Origin of the sequence: Lysinibacillus sp. NPDC056232 (assembly GCF_042267565.1) — a bacterium.
Lineage (GTDB): Bacteria > Bacillota > Bacilli > Bacillales_A > Planococcaceae > Lysinibacillus.
Window position 1 is genome coordinate 17,306 of the sequence record NZ_JBHJTF010000045.1, and the last position, 17,778, is coordinate 35,083.

18 protein-coding genes and 1 riboswitch are annotated in these 17,778 nt (G+C 36.4%); of the genes, 5 read left to right on the forward strand and 13 right to left on the reverse strand.

Features of this window, described 5'->3' with window-relative positions:
- Nucleotides 1-9: 9 nt before the first annotated feature.
- The 9 genes from ACFCYJ_RS23335 to dacB form a co-directional block, all read right to left on the reverse strand.
- The gene (locus ACFCYJ_RS23335; protein WP_376077658.1) at nt 10-2,616 is read right to left on the reverse strand and encodes a cation-translocating P-type ATPase; all 2,607 of its coding nucleotides are present in this window, start codon (nt 2,614-2,616) and stop codon (nt 10-12) included.
- A gap of 521 nt (nt 2,617-3,137) precedes the next feature.
- Nucleotides 3,138-3,428 carry a hypothetical protein gene (locus ACFCYJ_RS23340; RefSeq protein ID WP_376077661.1) on the reverse strand — a complete coding sequence of 97 codons (291 nt, stop codon included), beginning with the start codon at nt 3,426-3,428 and terminating at the stop codon, nt 3,138-3,140.
- 104 nt (nt 3,429-3,532) lie between these two features.
- A complete protein-coding gene (locus ACFCYJ_RS23345; protein ID WP_376077662.1) occupies nt 3,533-4,723 on the reverse strand; it encodes an MFS transporter in 1,191 nt (396 codons plus the stop codon).
- A 63-nt stretch (nt 4,724-4,786) separates the two neighbouring features.
- Nucleotides 4,787-4,886: riboswitch (purine riboswitch) on the reverse strand.
- 470 nt (nt 4,887-5,356) lie between these two features.
- Nucleotides 5,357-5,917 (reverse strand): signal peptidase I, encoded by a 561-nt coding sequence (lepB, locus tag ACFCYJ_RS23350; protein ID WP_376077702.1) that lies wholly within the window; start codon nt 5,915-5,917, stop codon nt 5,357-5,359.
- 148 nt (nt 5,918-6,065) lie between these two features.
- Nucleotides 6,066-6,176 (reverse strand): transcriptional regulator, encoded by a 111-nt coding sequence (locus ACFCYJ_RS23355; protein ID WP_376077665.1) that lies wholly within the window; start codon nt 6,174-6,176, stop codon nt 6,066-6,068.
- Between the two features lie 453 nt (nt 6,177-6,629).
- The gene (locus ACFCYJ_RS23360) at nt 6,630-7,565 is read right to left on the reverse strand and encodes an LCP family glycopolymer transferase (protein WP_376077668.1); all 936 of its coding nucleotides are present in this window, start codon (nt 7,563-7,565) and stop codon (nt 6,630-6,632) included.
- 562 nt (nt 7,566-8,127) lie between these two features.
- Nucleotides 8,128-8,478: a hypothetical protein gene (locus tag ACFCYJ_RS23365; protein ID WP_376077670.1), complete on the reverse strand. Its 351-nt coding sequence runs from the start codon at nt 8,476-8,478 to the stop codon at nt 8,128-8,130.
- Nucleotides 8,479-8,587: 109 nt separating this feature from the next.
- Nucleotides 8,588-8,710 (reverse strand): hypothetical protein, encoded by a 123-nt coding sequence (locus ACFCYJ_RS23370; RefSeq protein ID WP_376077673.1) that lies wholly within the window; start codon nt 8,708-8,710, stop codon nt 8,588-8,590.
- Nucleotides 8,700-10,133 (reverse strand): D-alanyl-D-alanine carboxypeptidase/D-alanyl-D-alanine endopeptidase, encoded by a 1,434-nt coding sequence (dacB, locus tag ACFCYJ_RS23375; protein WP_376077676.1) that lies wholly within the window; start codon nt 10,131-10,133, stop codon nt 8,700-8,702. Before dacB ends, ACFCYJ_RS23370 begins: the two co-directional genes overlap by 11 nt.
- A gap of 175 nt (nt 10,134-10,308) precedes the next feature.
- On the opposite strand from dacB, the gene ACFCYJ_RS23380 reads away from it, so the two are divergent.
- The gene (locus tag ACFCYJ_RS23380; RefSeq protein ID WP_376077679.1) at nt 10,309-10,680 is read left to right on the forward strand and encodes a hypothetical protein; all 372 of its coding nucleotides are present in this window, start codon (nt 10,309-10,311) and stop codon (nt 10,678-10,680) included.
- A 72-nt stretch (nt 10,681-10,752) separates the two neighbouring features.
- Here the strand turns inward: ACFCYJ_RS23380 and ACFCYJ_RS23385 are convergent, their stop codons facing one another.
- Nucleotides 10,753-12,486: an ABC transporter ATP-binding protein gene (locus tag ACFCYJ_RS23385; protein WP_376077682.1), complete on the reverse strand. Its 1,734-nt coding sequence runs from the start codon at nt 12,484-12,486 to the stop codon at nt 10,753-10,755.
- Nucleotides 12,483-14,225, reverse strand: a complete 1,743-nt coding sequence (locus ACFCYJ_RS23390; RefSeq protein ID WP_376077684.1) for an ABC transporter ATP-binding protein — start codon at nt 14,223-14,225, stop codon at nt 12,483-12,485. Before ACFCYJ_RS23390 ends, ACFCYJ_RS23385 begins: the two co-directional genes overlap by 4 nt.
- Nucleotides 14,226-14,791: 566 nt before the next feature.
- On the opposite strand from ACFCYJ_RS23390, the gene ACFCYJ_RS23395 reads away from it, so the two are divergent.
- The 4 genes from ACFCYJ_RS23395 to ACFCYJ_RS23410 all read left to right on the forward strand — a co-directional run bounded on the left by ACFCYJ_RS23395 (nt 14,792) and on the right by ACFCYJ_RS23410 (nt 16,619).
- Nucleotides 14,792-15,217: a VOC family protein gene (locus tag ACFCYJ_RS23395; RefSeq protein ID WP_376077686.1), complete on the forward strand. Its 426-nt coding sequence runs from the start codon at nt 14,792-14,794 to the stop codon at nt 15,215-15,217.
- Nucleotides 15,218-15,552: 335 nt separating this feature from the next.
- Nucleotides 15,553-15,915, forward strand: coding sequence for a fluoride efflux transporter CrcB (crcB, locus tag ACFCYJ_RS23400; protein WP_376077689.1), 363 nt, complete (start codon nt 15,553-15,555; stop codon nt 15,913-15,915).
- The gene (crcB, locus tag ACFCYJ_RS23405; RefSeq protein ID WP_376077691.1) at nt 15,912-16,241 is read left to right on the forward strand and encodes a fluoride efflux transporter CrcB; all 330 of its coding nucleotides are present in this window, start codon (nt 15,912-15,914) and stop codon (nt 16,239-16,241) included. Before crcB (ACFCYJ_RS23400) ends, crcB (ACFCYJ_RS23405) begins: the two co-directional genes overlap by 4 nt.
- Before the next feature lie 30 nt (nt 16,242-16,271).
- Nucleotides 16,272-16,619, forward strand: coding sequence for a hypothetical protein (locus tag ACFCYJ_RS23410; RefSeq protein ID WP_197143467.1), 348 nt, complete (start codon nt 16,272-16,274; stop codon nt 16,617-16,619).
- Nucleotides 16,620-16,650: 31 nt separating this feature from the next.
- Here the strand turns inward: ACFCYJ_RS23410 and ACFCYJ_RS23415 are convergent, their stop codons facing one another.
- A complete protein-coding gene (locus ACFCYJ_RS23415) occupies nt 16,651-17,352 on the reverse strand; it encodes an SIR2 family NAD-dependent protein deacylase (protein WP_376077694.1) in 702 nt (233 codons plus the stop codon).
- Entirely contained in the window at nt 17,342-17,500 is a 159-nt protein-coding gene (locus tag ACFCYJ_RS23420) for a DUF3951 domain-containing protein (RefSeq protein WP_376077696.1), read from the reverse strand. Before ACFCYJ_RS23420 ends, ACFCYJ_RS23415 begins: the two co-directional genes overlap by 11 nt.
- Between the last annotated feature and the right edge of the window lie 278 nt (nt 17,501-17,778).

A 17,778-nucleotide genomic window follows, 5' to 3' on the forward strand; every position in this document is an offset into this window, starting at 1 on the left:
TTTTCCTCATTATCGACTTCTCACGAACAACAGCTTGTACCACTGATTCACGATGAACGGTAGTACAGACAAGCTATAAATAAAGCCTAATTGTGCGGTACTTAATGTGGCCACTTCAAACACACCTGTAAGCATCGGAATGAACAATACTGCGTGTAAACTTAAAAAACCGATTAAGAATGCAAGCCAAGTGTATTTATTCGAAAATAGTCCAATGGCGAAGATGGATTCTTTAGCTCTGGAGTTGAAGCCATGCACTAATCGTGACAAGCATAATGTTGTAAATGCCATCGTGCTCGCCGTTAAAGTATCTCCCGTTGACAATCCGATTTCAAAAGCCACCGTTGTAGAAATCGCAATTAGTAATCCTTCGAGCACCACTTGAGTAGTAAATGCTTTATTTAACAGTGGTGTATGAATATTTCGGGGCTTGTCCTTCATTGTTTTTTTATTATTCGGCTCTAGACCGATGGCAATCGCCGGTAAACTATCCGTTAGTAAGTTAATAAATAATAGATGCACAGGTGCAAAAGGAACTGGCAAACCTAATATTGTTGCATATAAAACAACAAAAATGGCACCCGCATTCCCAGATAATAAGAACAAAATAGCGTTTTTAATATTCGTATAAATACTTCTACCATTTGCAATAGCCTTCACAATCGTTGAAAAATTATCATCCGTTAGTATCATAGAGGAGGCATCCTTCGCGACCTCTGTACCGGTCACTCCCATTGCCACACCAATGTCGGACTGTTTTAGCGCAGGGCCATCATTAACACCATCTCCTGTCATGGCGACGACATGTCCTTTTTCTTGCCATGCTTTCACGATACGAATTTTTTGAACTGGTGTTACTCGGGCATAAACAGAAAAATCGTTAACCTTTTCTTGAAGCTGCTGATCTGTTAAGCCTTCTATTTCATGCCCTTCAATCGCTTCAGAGGGATCATTTAAAATCCCGATTTGATTGGCAATAGCCGTTGCCGTAATTTTATGATCCCCTGTAATCATCACCGGTTTGATACCAGCTTTTATACATTTTTCAACCGCACCTTTAGATTCTTGTCTTGGAGGATCCATCATCGCGACTAAACCAACAAAGATTAAATCTTTTTCAGCCCTTACATCGATTGCTTGATTTCCCCTTATCTCTTTGTAGGCAACTGCTAGCACCCTTAACCCATTCATAGAAAATTCACGATTTACCGCTTCGATTTTTTGGCGTTGTTGTTTTGTAATATTAACTATACCTTTTGACGTTTCGATTTTTATAACTTTAGGCAGAAGGACATCTAATGCGCCTTTTGTAATCATAATAGATTGCTGATTGATAGTATTCACAGTACTCATGAGCTTTCTATCTGAATCAAAAGGGATTTCAGCCACTCTTGGATAATAATCTCTTACCAGTAATTCGTCAAAATCATATTGCTTCCCTAGTTTTACGAGTGCAACCTCAGTAGGATCACCGATTTCCTTACCGTCCCTTTCCACAGCATCACTACATAATATTGCCTTTAACATAAGGTCTTTCTCAACTGCATTTTCAGTGTATAGCTGATCATGTGGAATCACTTTTTCATCCACATAGACCTCTTGAACAACCATTTTATTTTCAGTTAATGTTCCTGTTTTATCTGAACAAATGACAGATACACTTCCTAGACTTTCAACAGCATAAAGCTTTCGAATGATGGCATTTTCCTTTGCCATTTTCTGCGTTCCAAAAGCTAGCACAATGGTAACGATCGAACTTAGCGCTTCTGGAATTGCTGCCACGGCAAGTGAAACAGCAAACATAAACGATTCTACAAGCGCACGTCCTCTAATAAGGTCAATCACTAAAATAGCTAAACAGATTAACGTAATCCCTAAAGCTAATTTTTCTCCGAAATGATCTAAACTTACTTGTAACGGTGTTTTCTTCTCTTTCGCAGTATCTAGTAAATTTGCAATTTTTCCGATTTCAGTTTGCATTCCGATAGCTGTCACCATGACAATACCGCGACCAGTTGTCACATAGCTTCCAGAGTATACCATGTTCTTTTTATCAGCAACAGTTACATTGCTTTCCTTTATAGCATCAATACTTTTTGCTACAGCGATTGATTCACCCGTCAGCGAGCTTTCATTAATATGCAAATTATGACTTTCTAATAATCTCCCATCTGCATTAATATAATCGCCAGCCTCCAAATAAAGAAGATCTCCAACGACTAGATCTTCTGAAGGAATCTCTATTAGCTGATTATTTCGCATTACTTTGGCAATTGGGGAGGTTAAGGCTTTTAAATTATCCAAAGACTGTTCTGCCTTGACATGCTGTACAGTGCCTAGGATAGCGTTTAATATAACGACAATCATAATCACAATCGTACTTCCTACTTCACCTAATAGAAATGAAACGAAAGCAGCAATGATTAAAATAATGACTAGTAAATCTTTAAACTGTCCAAAGAAAACGGCGAATGCACTTGTTTTTTTTCCTTCCTCTAATACATTATAGCCGTATACTTCTTGCCTCTTTTGAACGTCATAATCACTCAATCCTTGATCTGTCACGTTCAAAGTTTTCATTACTTCAGCTGATGATTGTTGATGATATTCTGACATTCGATTCCCCCTCCATTTGAAATTATTAGACAATCATGCCGATTAAGTAACTCACAGCATTTACCATATCCCGAATTCTTCCTCAATAACTAAATTCAGGAGAAAACGCTGTTATTAGTTAATAAATTAGATTCCCATTAGTAGACCCCTTTGAATTACCTATCTTAGGCAGAGAGAAAATTATATATCCTAAAAATAGTATTGAATCATCAGACTCCCTATCTACTCGAGCCCCTAAAATACTTTAACTACAACAATCTATTCCTTGTCCTATTCCAGTATGATAATAATCGATATAGAAATTAAATATTTGTTTAATATTGAACATATAAAATAAAGTGAAACTTGAATCAGTGGGGTTTTACGGGTAGTTCATGCGAGGTAAACCGCGATGACAATGAAGCCATATCAATAATCTCCGCTTACTAGCTATGAGAGCAAAAAAAGACATTTGGAGTATAGCTACTCCAAATGCCCTTCACATGCATAGACCCCTATAGGCCAGTCTTGCAATTATTTTATTATTTTAGTTGTCTCTCTTTATTTGCGGATAATAAATAATCGAGTGCACTCATTCTAGTAAGTTTATGAGTAAATTTTATAGCATCTGCTTGAGAGTCAAACATAAAGTTTTCGAGTTCGTCTGTTGGTATATATTGATCAGCGATTTTTCGTTTTAGTTTTCGTACAGATAAAGTGTGTGAATCCTCTTCATATAAAATAATAGCACCCACATTACGGTAAAGCGTCTGGTCAATCGTTGCGACAATTTTCACATTTGATCCTTGAAATTCTGTTAAATCTATCTGCATGTATTTACCAACCTCCTCTAAACTTACATTCTATCTCTCTCTATCATTGTCCTTCTTTTTCAGCAGTATTTTCCGGATATTTCATCCAAAAACTCCACTCTAAACTAGGAGTTGTTGTGAGCCGATTTCATCTCTAGTTCAGCCCCATGTGAACCTGGCGCTCTTTTTAGAGAGAAAATAGCACAACCTAGCGCACATAAAACTAAAATGGCACCGAAGCCAGCTAAATGCTTAGCAGATCCTGTAACAGCAAACATAGCACCACCAACAGCTGAACCGATGGATATACCGATTTGTAATGCAGCAGTGTTTAAACTTTGTTGAATGTCAGACGTTTTTGGATCAGTTTGTATTAAATAATTTTGTAATGGAGGTGTAAGTGCCCAGCTAAGTGCACCCCATAAAATTGTCACGACTAAAAAGAGTGGAAAAGCAACAATTGTATAAGGAATACTAAATAATACAACGGCAAATGTAGAAACAATAATTAGAATGGCTTTACCAGTACCAATTTTGTCACTTAGCCAACCACCAAGAGCATTCCCACTAACAGACGCTATTCCGAAGATTAGATAACAGATACTAATCCAAGAGGCACTCATATCAAATGCTTCTACTAAAAATGGAGTTAAATATGCATAAAGCATATAATGACCAGCCAGCATAAACAGTGTTGTTAATTGTGCACTTAAGATTTTTAAATTCGCTAATGATTTAATTTGAGTCTTTAATGGGACAACTTCTACAACTGGCATTTTTTCAAGCAATAACGCAATAAGAATCATAGATATAGTTGAAAGTAGTGCTATTCCTAAGAAAATTGCTCGCCATCCAAATGCTTCTGACACAAATATCCCAATTGGCACACCGATGACAAGTGCCGAACTTACGCCTATGAAAACAAGCCCTAACGCTTTTGCACGATGTCTTGGTTCAACAATTTTTGTTGCAATTGTTAAGGATAAGACGATGACCAATGCAGTACTCATCGCTGTGAAAATTCTAGCAATCATGACGATCAAGAATGTCGTACTAAAAAACGTCATAAGATTACCTAACGTAAAAATAAATAAAGAAATAAGATAAAGGCGCTTCCTTTCCACTTTTGCGGTTAATGATAAAAGGACAGGCGCAGATATTGCATAGACGAGAGCAAATATTGTAATTAATTGTCCCGCTGTTGCTAAGGACACATTTAAATCTTTTGCAATTGTTGGTAATATACCACCTACAATTAATTCCACCAATCCTACCGCAAAAGTAGTAACGGCCAGAATGTACACTCTCCAATTCATAGTTATCACCCTTCTGTTACACTTTCATTTTTGTAGGGAGATATAAAAAAAATCCTGACTACAAAAATGAAGCAAAATTTTTGTAGTCAGGATTTTATGGTTCCTGGTAGAGACCCTCAATCCATATCATTGAGGTTATACAGATCAAATATTTACGTTAGCTATATTAGCATATTGAATTTCGCATGACAACAACTTTTTATTATTTCTTTCTTGTCATCCATAAAATTAGTTCACTATAGCACTCTCAATCACGGATGTGCAACCGCCTAGCTATTAAAAAATCATATTAAAAGAAAGAAATTTCAGATTTTACTTATATTTTTTTAAGTTTGACCATACATACTAATATAACAGAACATTGCGAGGTGATTGTTTGCGTATAGTAGGTTTAGTATGCTATTTTTTATTGTTGTTTTATGGTGTAGAACCAGTAACAGAAGAGCTCTCAATCGATAAACAAGCAATCAATTCTCCCAGTCTGAGCGAACAGCAAATCCCCATAAAAGAAACGGTTGAAAATTCAACAGTTTGTGTCTATTACCCCACTTATAAAGTTTGCAAAGCATTATCAGAGAACTAAAAAAAGAGGCCACTCAGGTGCCTCTTTTTCACTGCAAGTCACAATTTATTTTACTTTGGACCAATATGGAAACGATTAAATGGATATACTGTTAATTTAGCTTCACCATAGATGGCATCTTTAGAAATTAAGCCATAATGGCGGCTATCAGAACTTCTTAAACGGTTGTCCCCGAGTACAAGATACTCACCCTCAGGTACCTTTTTTTCATTTACTAATTGCTCTAACGTGAAATTTTCTGTAATACGTAATTGCTTAGGATCATCTGTTTGACGATTCACATAATCCTCTTTATAAGCTTTGCCATTTACATACAAAACATCGTCCTTCATTTCAACTGTATCACCTGGTAGGCCAATCACTCGTTTAATATATAGCTCATCTTCTGTTGGTGATTGAAAGACAATTTGATCAAAGCGTTCAATTTTACTCATTTTACTTACAATAATAATATCCTTATCATGGTAAGTTGGGTACATAGAAGCACCTTGTACTTTAATCGGTGCAAATAAAAATTGCTTACAGCCTAAAACAACTATAGCGGTAATTACAATAATTTTAAGATAGGATATTAAATCCTTTTTGAAACTACTTGTTTTCTCTTCTTGCATGTCCATTCCCCGATACTGTTTTTTTATAGTATAACATTTTCTACAGTATATGGACGAATTAATCACATAAATTGTTCCAAGTTCATAAAAAATAGACAAAGCTACTTTTTAACTTTGCCTAGATACATTCTATTCTTTTGTTTTTCGATTATGAATGGTTACTTTGCGTAGTAGAGTGATGCGGATTAGTAAATAAGTCTACTGTTAAAACAATACCTACATGTAATGCAACTGCTAAAAAAAATGTGCCTATAATCATCACAATCACTCCCTCAATCTTCTTAACACAATTATACACGAATTTTCTGATATTTCAAACAAATGATGAAATCGATTATACCACTGCATAATTGCGTCCGGAATCGGCTTTGGGCTAACGTGATGTTGGTTACTCAGTTGTGTGTTGTTGTCGTTTCACTTACGTTACATAAAACATTTGCTGAAATAAGTTAAAATAAAAAAACCATTCAACTAGGCATGCACCCTACCTGAATGATTTTTTATGTTTCACATGAAAATTTTTAAGCATAATAATTGTAAGTGACGCATAGCTGAACTGACAGGATTTTTTTGAACTTTACGCTTAGGCACATAGCTTTGCATGCAATTGTTTACAGCTGTATACCTAAGCACCTGGGTCCTCCCATTCATTTATATCCCTCCCTTCATTGTCAAAAGATTTACAGCTACCACTCAAATTGTCACTAAGTATTTATTGCAAATGGGCTTTTAGTTCCGATTTGATTTTTTTTAGTTCGGCCTCTTCAGGGATGAAATACCATATGTTAGAAATCCTTTTACCATTTCCCTCTTTAAACGACAACTGCTCAATATTACCATCCATATTTTTATAAATACTTTGTAGTTGTATTAAATCCTTCATCGTAAAATTCATACGAACATTATCTCCTACTACATCAAGCATATCTGTAGCCTTTAATAATATAGAAGATGTCGACGAGGCTTTTTTCAGAACCGCTTCAATAATTTGTCGTTGGCGAATCTGACGACCGAAATCACCGCGAGGGTCTTCATAACGAATACGGGAGAAGATCAGTGCATTATCACCATCTAAAGTTATCTCACCCTTCGGATAATGATAGGAATCATAGGTTAAATCCATGTCATTATCAATTGTTACCCCGCCAATCGTGTCGATAATTTGCAGGAAGCCTTCCATATTAACAAACACATAATAGTCAATGGGTATATTTAAAAAATGCTCCACTGTATTCACCGCCATTGGAACGCCGCCAAATGCATAGGCATGGTTGATTTTATCGACGGAATTATGTCCAATAATTTCTGTACGAGTATCTCGAGGTATACTGAGCATCTTCATCGTGTGTTTTTCAGGGTTCACCGTAATGACAATCATCGTGTCAGAACGCCCACTATCATTTTTACGTTCATCCACTCCAAGCATTAAAACGGAAAACGGGTCTTTTTTCGTAACTGTTTTTTGTTCTTTATTTTCATCGCCTGTCGTTTCAATTAGTGGTGTATTTATTTTATTCATTGTTTTTTGGATAGTGTAATAAGCAGTACCTATAAAAATTAAAAAAATCGTTAATAAGCCACCTACTATCCAAAGCCAAATTTTCTTCTTGCTCTTTTTTTCCTTAGTGCGTTTCGTATTTTTTTCCATACATAAGTCCTCTCTTGCAAAATTTACCCTTCTCTTTGACGTTTTAAGTTGGAAAAAAGTTAATATAGTCTAATTATATGCATATTGGACGAAAAAAAGACGTACACTAGTATTTACAAAACAACACACACTATTCCTTTATTTGTAAATTATCCTTCGATTATTTAATGTCAGCTAATTTATGATAAAGGGACTTATATGATGCCACTATGTTTTATACAAACCTAGCACTCTTTGTCCACATTCATCTCATGACCTATTGAGGTTGCAAATTAGCCGGCCATTGCTATGACCTCGACAGAAAGGACTTTGTTTTGCTTTGCAAACTCATCCAATCATACCTAGCCTTCTATGAGATTCGTGTTCCGCGGACACACTAGCTCTTAGCTAACCTCTACTTCTGTCTTCAGGGTTCGGGACTTACACCCTATAGTCATACGCATGCCGGGCGCACAATAAAAAAACAAGAATGCTAATATGAACATTCCTGTTATATATATATTCCCAATATTATGGCTTTTGAATTCAATAGTTTTCATTTAATCTTATGTGTTTTATAGATTTATAGCGTTTTTATATACTTTAAGATGTTATCAATATTTTCTGAATTATATTCTACCTCTGATAAAAGATAGTATCCACTTTTAGAAAAATCAATGTAACCAAGTAAACTTTTTAAATATGGAGAAATCAAAACCAAAACGCCATCATTTTCTAATAATTCCTCTGGAGATTCATACCCATGAGTAACTTCTACGTTAAAAGAACTCAAATTATTTTCTTTCAAAGAATTTTCTATACTTTTTTTTAGTCTCGTTGACCTTTTCTTCAAAAAGAATCCTTCTCTATCTAAACCTGTTGCAAATCCCCTAAACCCCATTGCTAATTTTGGATAAATATAAATCGTTTTCATTATGATCCCCCTTTGAAAAGAATTATGACCCTTTAATACTAATCATAAATTTTTCTCCAACCACTCTTTTAAGTCAGATTGAGGAAGCCCTTTATTATCCTCCATTCTATTATATCATGTATTGAACCACAGGCTTTGTTGTTTGAACACCTGTAGCTGACGCTTCGCTTTCGCTACAAAAAACATCTGCTGAAAGAAGTACACCAAATTGTTCAACATCCTTACATTTCATTTGCAATTTGCATAACAATTTCATCAATAGTTGGGATTGCTGAAGTTTTATTGGCCTCTGTCAATATACTAAAGATATACCACTTGCCACTCTTTCCTTTTACATAGCCACTCAATGCATATGTTCCAGAAATATAGCCTGTTTTAGCAGATACACTATAGCCCTTCATACGATTTTCTAAAGTCGCACCAACAAGGCTGCCCTTTTTTCCTGCATGCGGTAATGCATCTAAATATGAGGAATACCAGGATTTACTGCGAACTTTATATAATAATAGACTTAATTGAATACTGCTTACTCGATTTTGGTGACTTAATCCTGAACCATCTTCAAAATACCATTGCTCCATATTAAGCCCAATATCACTACCATAAGTACGAATCGCTTTGATGCCAGCCGACCAGCTTCCTTCCCCAAGTTGCTCTCGCCCGAGTTGTTTAGTCAACATATCACCCATGCCATTAATGCTTAACTTCAAATACTTAAAGTTAATATCCTGTAATGGTTTGGAATATGAAATACCTACTCGTTGTGCATTTTCAGGTACCTTTCCAGTTTCAAGAGGCATTGTTTGGATACCTTTCGCTACTAATTTTTCTCGAAATACGTCAAGTGTATATAGCGTTGGATCATAGACAGCTACATATGTACTTTCTTTTGAACCCGCTGGTAAGTTACCCGTTACAATGATTCGATCTGTATCGTATTCTCTTGTAATTGTTACCGTACTTTTCTCGCCCTTGTTAACAACTTTTGTTTTGTTGACAACCGGAATAGTACTTGCAAACGGAACAAGCTGAACATTACCCTTAGTGCCAACCTTTGAGCCTGTCACTTTCACTTGCACAGTTGCAATATCATATTGGTCATTTGGCGAAATCGTTAATGCCGAAATGCGCGAAGCATAAGGTTGATCCTCTTCTTCAGGAACAATTCCCTTCGGTAAACGATCTGCATCAAACCAAGTATCATCCCCGATTAAGGAACCCGTAATTTTCGAGATACCCATTTCTTTCAATCCATTGGAAAACGATTCTAAATGAACAGGTAAAAGCGTTGGATCTCCCCCGCCCTGTATATAAATATTACCGTGAAGAACACCATCTTCAATTGTGCCATCGACATATGTCTTCGTAGCAAAGCGATAGTCAGGACCTAATAAATCCAAAGCAGCAGCGCTAACTAAAAGCTTAAGCGAAGATGCAGGGCGTATCATTTTATCACCATTTCTATTGTAAAGCACATCCCCTGTTTCTATATCTCGTACAGTGATGCTATACTCGTTGTTCCTCCAATTTTCCTCAATGATGCTATTCACTTTTGTTGTCATCGTGTGCTTACGAGCTCTTATATTCACAATAAAGTTGATTGACGAAAAACAGACCATTAAAATAATCATTAAAAAAATAATTTTCTTTTTCATAGACCCTCCAATTGGCAAATTTCTACTTTTCGCGCTTTTATTCCACAGAAAAAATTAGCATTTTACAATAAAACACTTTTTTTAGTTTGCAAAGAATAATATGTCATCTTTTTTATTCGACAAGAATACACTGTAATAGCTAGCTAAATCATTTCGGGAAAGGAGTTGTTTATAAATGGGTGCTAAATGGATAAAGATTTCAGTCTTATATTTAGTGATTGTTTTGGCCTTTGGACTGTTTATGCATTATACAATTCAGCTCGAATGGAAGGCGACACATGCACATATTGGTGTGATGGGTTGGCTAACAACTGGTTTTATCGGATTAATTTATTCCGTATATAAAGATGCCGCCGAGACAGGATTGGCCAAAGCACAATTTTGGTTTTACAATATCGGATTGCCGTTCCTCTTAGTCGGTATGATGATGGTCTATATAGATGTACCGCACTGGCTATTTGAGCTCTTTGTATCTGGTGGCGGTATTGCAGTAGCAATTTCGGTGCTGTTCTTTTTTGTCAATGTCTTTAAAAATGTAAAATCTTAAATAGAAAGCCCCGCTTTTTTTCTAAAAAGTGGGGCTTCTTTTATATTATTTTCCATGTAACCATTCAAATTATTATTGCAATGAATTCGCCTGCATTTGATACATTTTTTCGTAAATGCCACCCTGTGCTAATAGCTCATCATGTGTGCCACGCTCAACAATCTTACCTCGATCTAAAACAAGAATACGATCTGCATTTTTAATAGTAGAAAGTCGGTGAGCGATAATGAATGTTGTACGTCCTTTTTTCAGCACATCCATCGCATGCTGAATAATCTCCTCTGTTTCTGTATCTATATTAGAAGTAGCCTCATCTAAAATTAAAATAGCTGGGTCAAAGGCAAGGGCGCGCGCAAAGGAAATTAGCTGGCGCTGCCCAGATGACAGTGTGCTCCCCTTCTCGATAACAGGTTCATCATAGCCATCTGGCAAGTTCGCTAAAACACGTTCCCCACCAACAGCCTTTAATGAGGTTTCTATTTTTTCTCGTGAAATTTTAGGATTATTTAGGCTAACGTTCGAAGCAATAGTACCTGTAAATAAGTATGGGTCCTGTAGAACAATGCCCATATGTTCACGCATTGTTTGACGAGGAACCGAAGTGATATCGATTCCATCAATCGTAATTTTTCCTATAGATGGGTCATAGAAACGGAACAATAAGTTCATAATAGAACTTTTCCCAGATCCTGTATGACCTACTAAGGCAATTGTTTCACCTTGGTGTGCTTCAAATGATAAATTTTTCAATACGTATTCATCATTTTTATAAGCAAAGGAAACATCTTCGAACACCACATTTCCTTTATATCTAGGTAAACTTTTTTCAGATACTGTCTCTCCGTTCGTATCTAACACTTCAAAGACACGCTTTCCTGCGACTAACGAACGCTCAAGCTGAGAAAATTGATTGACGATATTTGTGATCGGATTAAATAATCGCGTTAAATAATCGACAAAGGCATATAATGTCCCCGCAGAAATAACTTCCGTTGCCGTAAATGACTGTGTACTAAAGTAAAAAATAAAGATCGTAAACATAAGAAGTCTTAATGTATTAACAAGGTTGAAGGAAGTTGCAGAATCAAGGAAAAGTAGCTTGCGTTCATATGCATAATGCTCATTATTCATGTCATCAAATTCCTTCGTCATTTGCTGCTCACGACGGAATGCTTGAATAATCGTCATTCCTTGAATCGATTCATTAATCATTGCGTTAATATCGGCAATTTTCGTTCTGATGACATCATTATATTTCGAGGCCACTTTACGGTATAAAATCATCCATAAATAAACGACTGGTACCATAGTCAATGCTAGGAGTGCCATTTTCCAATTTAAAATGAAGAGTGCGATATAAACACCTGCAATAGAAATTAAACTCGTAGCGAAGTTTGACAGTACTTGAACATATAAATTACGAACAGCCTCGGTATCATTCGTTACACGAGCTACAATTTTCCCTGCAGGTAAATTATCGAAGTACTGAATTGGCAATGTTTGAATATGCTCAAATACATCCTTACGTAATTTTTGTACAACACGGTTGGCACCCATTTGTAAATAGATATACATAAAATAGCGTAAAACAGCTGTAGCTATTGCTAAAGTTAAATAGACAAGTAATAGCCAAGTGATTGGTTTAAATTCAATGCGGCCAATTGTCATGTAATTATCAATGATATGCTTAGCTATGAATGGCCCAACAAGCTCCGTAAAGACGGCAATTGTTAAGAAAAATAATCCAAGTAGAATCGTCTTTTTAAAATACATTGCATAGCGTGTTAAACGTTGACTCGTACTCATGAGGCACCTCCTTCAAGCTGCTGACGGTCAAATTGCTCTTTATACCATCCTTGTTGTGAAAGAAGCTGCTCATGTGTTCCCTGCTCTACAATTTGGCCTTCATCTAGCACGATAATTAAATCGGCATGCTGAATTCCTGATAAACGATGCGTGGTAATAATCGTCGTTTTGTCTTGTCGTTCCCGCTGTATATTTTCAATAATTCTTGCCTCTGTTTTTGCATCTACAGCAGAAAGCGAGTCATCAAGCATTAAAATTTCAGGGTCTTTAATAAGAGCACGCGCAATGGAAACACGTTGCTTTTGACCACCTGAAAGAGATACACCCTTTTCACCAACAAGTGTTTCAAGGCCCATCGGTAAATTTTTCAAATCTTTTTCAAAATATGCTGCACGAATCGCCTGGTGCAATTCAGCCTGTGTAGCATCTTCTTTTCCAAATAAAATATTTTCACGAATGGTACGTGAGAATAGAACATGATCCTGTGGAACATAACCAATCCAGTCGAGTAACTGCTCCTTCGTTTGTGCAGTAATATCGACTCCATCAATCGATAGATGACCTTCGCCGATTGGATACTCGCGTAATAATTGTCGCAGGAAGGTCGTTTTTCCCGCTCCGGTTTTACCAACAATCCCAAGTGTTTGCCCCTTTTTCAATGACAACGAAATTTCCTGGAGGTTTTTCACTTGACTCATCGGATATTGAAATGTTAAATCATCAAAGCCAATCGCATTCGGTGTCATAATCGTTCGTGGATTCGCAATATTCCGAACATCCGCCTCATAGTTTAGCGTTTCTTGTACACGATCAAGAGAAGCGTTACCTTGCTGCATCACATTGATAAGTTCCCCAATTGCAAATATTGGCCAAACTGCTAGCCCCAAGTAAACATTGAACGTTACAAGCTGCCCAACTGTCATAGCCTCAGTTGCTACTAAATGAGCACCGTAGCCAAGCGCTACCACATAACTAATCCCAGTACCGACCTTGGTAATCGGTCCAAATAATGCGTTAATTTTCGCGGTATGCATATTTTTTTCATAGACAATCTCGCTCATCTCTGCAAAATTTGTTTCGTCTTTTTTTTCTTGTACGTATGCCCGTACAACTCGCACACCTGCAACCGACTCTAGAACACTATCATTCAGTTCTCCAAAAGCATCCTGCGCCTTCATATACCGTTCATGCACTATTTTCCCTAAATATTGAATAAGGATAGCCATGATTGGCACCGGCAGCATTGCAAAAAAAGTAAGCTTCCACGAAATCATAAAACCCATGGCAAAAATAATAAAGCCCATGTAGATGGTGGAATCAACCAATGTCATAATCCCGAAACCAGCAGTCAACGACACTGCGTTTAAATCATTGGTCGCACGTGCCATTAAATCCCCGGTACGATTTTTTTCATAAAACGTTGGTGTCATGCGCAAAAAATGCTGCATAAGGTTTCGACGTAAAATTTTCTCTAGGTTAATAGCCCCTTCGAATAATCTGAATTGCCACACAAAATTAAGGACATAACCCCCAATAATGATACACACAAAAATCAAAATATACTTCGTTAAAAGGGCTGGTGTCATTTCTCCAGCAGTCAACATGTCAATAATTGACCCTAGTAAATACGGTGGAACAACTTCTAAGCCACTCGCAATCATTAATAGCACGACGGCTATAGAATATTGCTTCCAGTATTTCTTAAAAAACCAGCCTAATTTACTTAAAACATCAAACATACGTTATAACCTTCTTTCTCTAGTGCTGTTAAAGCTTTGCTACCCACTATCCAGAAATACCTTGTTGAAAATCATTTTTTGTACTTTGTTTCGCATACACATGCACTCCTTTTTCATTGTCACTACAACCCTTTTTTGCAACAAAAAAAGACACATACCCCAAAAAAGAGCATGTGTCTCTTCATAAAAGGCCAGGAGTTACCCATGCCCTTTATTTGCAACGCAAAATAAAAAAGTTAGAAGACATGGACAATGTATGCAGTTGTGCTTTGATATGATACTGATAAAATTAACATCGTCATGCCCTCCTCTACTTAAGATTGTTATAGTGTTCTTGAAGATTATCACACTTTAGAAATATTTGTCAACCAACTCACTGTTATTTTTTACGTTTTTCAGGAAATAATTAACGCTTTAAAGCAATGAATTACTACAATTACAATCTTGGAAAAAAGTAAACTCGGCACCTTAAATTTAGAATTTCAAACCTATAACTTTTTGTATTGACTTTAACGCAACGTAAGCCTTTATGGTTAGTTTGTATGAACCTAAAGGAGGAAATAAACATGAATGAATTTTATCAAATGCCCTTATTCGTAAAGCTAAAAGTAAGCAATATTGAAATATCAAAGGATTGGTATGCAAATATACTCAATTTCAATTCAGTATTTGATTTTCCAGATGCGAACGGAACAACTTCCATGACACATTTGAGAGGAGCCAAGTATCAAGATTTAATGTTATTAAAGGATGAAGAAGTCAGCACTTCTAACTCTGTCATTATTAATGTATTCTCTAATAATATTCATAGTATTTATCTGGCTGCACTAGAAAATAAAACGAAAATCATTCAACAGCCGACAGTTCAACCATGGAATGCAAAAGAATTAACGATAGAAGATCCAGATGGCTATGTTTTTACAATAACTGAAAGTGTCGATTCCAATAAAGACTTTGATACTGTCATTGACAATGTTAAAAATCAATCATAGATTCCTCTATTTCAGCGGATGTTTGGAAACCCGCTGAAAAGTTCTGGAAGACCCTGTCGAACAAAGCTAGTTCGATAGGGTCCAAATCAATTTATCGGAACAATTTTCAGATTTATCAGAACAACATCGAGATTTATCGGAACAATTTCAAGGTTTATCGCCCTAATTTCTAAATTTATCGCCTAACTTTTTAAATTTATCACCCAACTTTTTAAATTTATCGCCTAACTTTTTTAATTTATCACCCAACTTAAATTTAACGCCTAACTATTATCTAAAATGGGTATCTCATGATACACTTTTTAATATAGACATTTTAGTAAGGAGTCTTTACTTTGAAATCATTTTTAGCTGTTGGAATCGGCGGATTTTTTGGTGCCATCTGTCGATATAACCTTGGTCTAGCACTTTCAAATAACGGTGGTTTTCCATTTGCGACACTTTGCATAAACTTAATTGGTTGCTTTTGTTTAGCATGGCTATTTACAACGTTTACAAAACGTACGCCTATTATTTTAGGAATTGGTACTGGCTTTTTTGGTGCCTTTACAACCTTTTCGACATTCTCGTTAGAAACGCTATTACTTTTGCAGGATAGTAAATGGCTACAAGCGGTTCTTTATATTTTAGTGAGTGTTTTTGGCGGTTTAGCTTGTGCATGGCTAGGATTTAAACTAGCTAAGGGGCGCTTCGTATGATAATTATTGGTATCGGTGGATTTTTGGGTGCACTAACAAGATTTTATCTAGGAAAATTGATTGTCCATACATACCCATGGGCAACATTTTTTATTAATATAACGGGTTCTTTTGCACTTGGCTTTCTATTTGCATTACATCCAAGTGATTGGATTTGGCATTTTATAGGGCTTGGTTTTTTAGGAGCCTATACGACCTTTTCAACATTTGGTTTTGAATGTTTGCAACTTTTAGAGCAGAAAAAATGGAGACAAGCGATTATTTATATATGCACTACAGTTTTATTCGGTTTACTTTTCGCGGCACTTGGCTTTGTCCTTGTGTAGCAGCATTTATGAAAAACTAGAGGTGATTTTTTGACACAGCCGTCCATTGAACAATTACAAGCGCTCGAAGCAGAAATTGAACAAACATTATATACTTTAATCGACTTAGAACTAGAAGAAAACTTTCCAGAAATGAATACCCGCTTTGCACAATTACTTGCAAAGGTTCAGGCTGCTCAGTTAATTGATTATAAACTTGACGTCCTCGTTGATCCTCAAGGTTTGGCAACAGAAACATGCACTCTACTACAAAGTTTAATAGAGGCAAAAGCTAGACCACAAAAAAGACAACGACTTTTAACACACCGTATGATTTTAAAAATATGGCTACGTAAAAATCAACGCTTTATGACGGAATTTTTACCACAAATGTTTTAGGCGCCTCTCTATGTTTCAAGGGCGCCTCCTTCTAAAGTTGCAATTGTTGCAACACTTCTTTTATTTTCCCTTCAATTGTTAAATCAAATTGTACTGTATGCTGCGCAATATCTAAATTAATATAAGCAGTTTTTCCTTTTGTCATCATTGGTAGTTGGTTGACAGGATACACTTCGAGACTCGTACCGATGACAAGGACAAGCTCTGCCGCTCTAATAGCTTCCATCGCATTGTTCCAGCTTACTTGGGGTAAGTTTTCTCCAAAAAGGACTACATTTGGGCGTAGTTTACCATCACAATGTGCACAACTCTCTTTGCGTAAGAAGCTTTCCATTGAAGCAGCTTTCTCGCACCGATGACAGCGAATGGAGCGTATCGAGCCATGTAACTCTTCGACCCTTTGACTTCCTGCCAGCTGATGAAAACCATCAACATTTTGCGTGGCAACTAACGATACGATTCCCCGCTTTTCCCAATCAGCTAAAATTTGATGACCTTCATGTGGTACCACCTTTTCCAAATTTTCTATTCGCATTTTATAAAACTCATGAAACAATGAATAATTTTGTGCCAATGCTTCGATAGTAGCTACTGTTTGAGGATCAATATTATTCCACCAGCCTGAAGCAGATCGAAAATCTGGAATCCCACTTTCGGTTGACATACCTGCACCTGTTAAAATGACCACGCTGTTTGAGGATTGTAACCAGTCACTTAAAAGTTCAATTGTCATGTTTTCCTCCTCCATCCATGGCATCATCATAAGGTGTATAGGTCATAGTAGGGACTTTCTTTTTCACAAAAACGCGATATATTGCACGAACCAAAATGCTTAAAAAAATCAGACTTACAATAAGCGCTACGCTATTCCCAATATTCATTCCACCCGATCCTTTCTCTCCGTTTAGTTAGTAAAGGTTTTTCCTATTTTGTGAGTGTATTTCCTACTAATGTAGGCTACCAACTCTCTACTATTTATATTGTCAGCCAACATTGGACATGCCCAAATTGTTAACATAATTATCCCAATATACTCTACATACAAGTGTAAATGTTTTTTAAAAGACGGATTGTAAGATTAAGTGCAACACCCAGAAGTCAATATAAAGGAAGCCCATAACGACCTCGTGTAGAATGTAGTTACCACACCAACATTCAA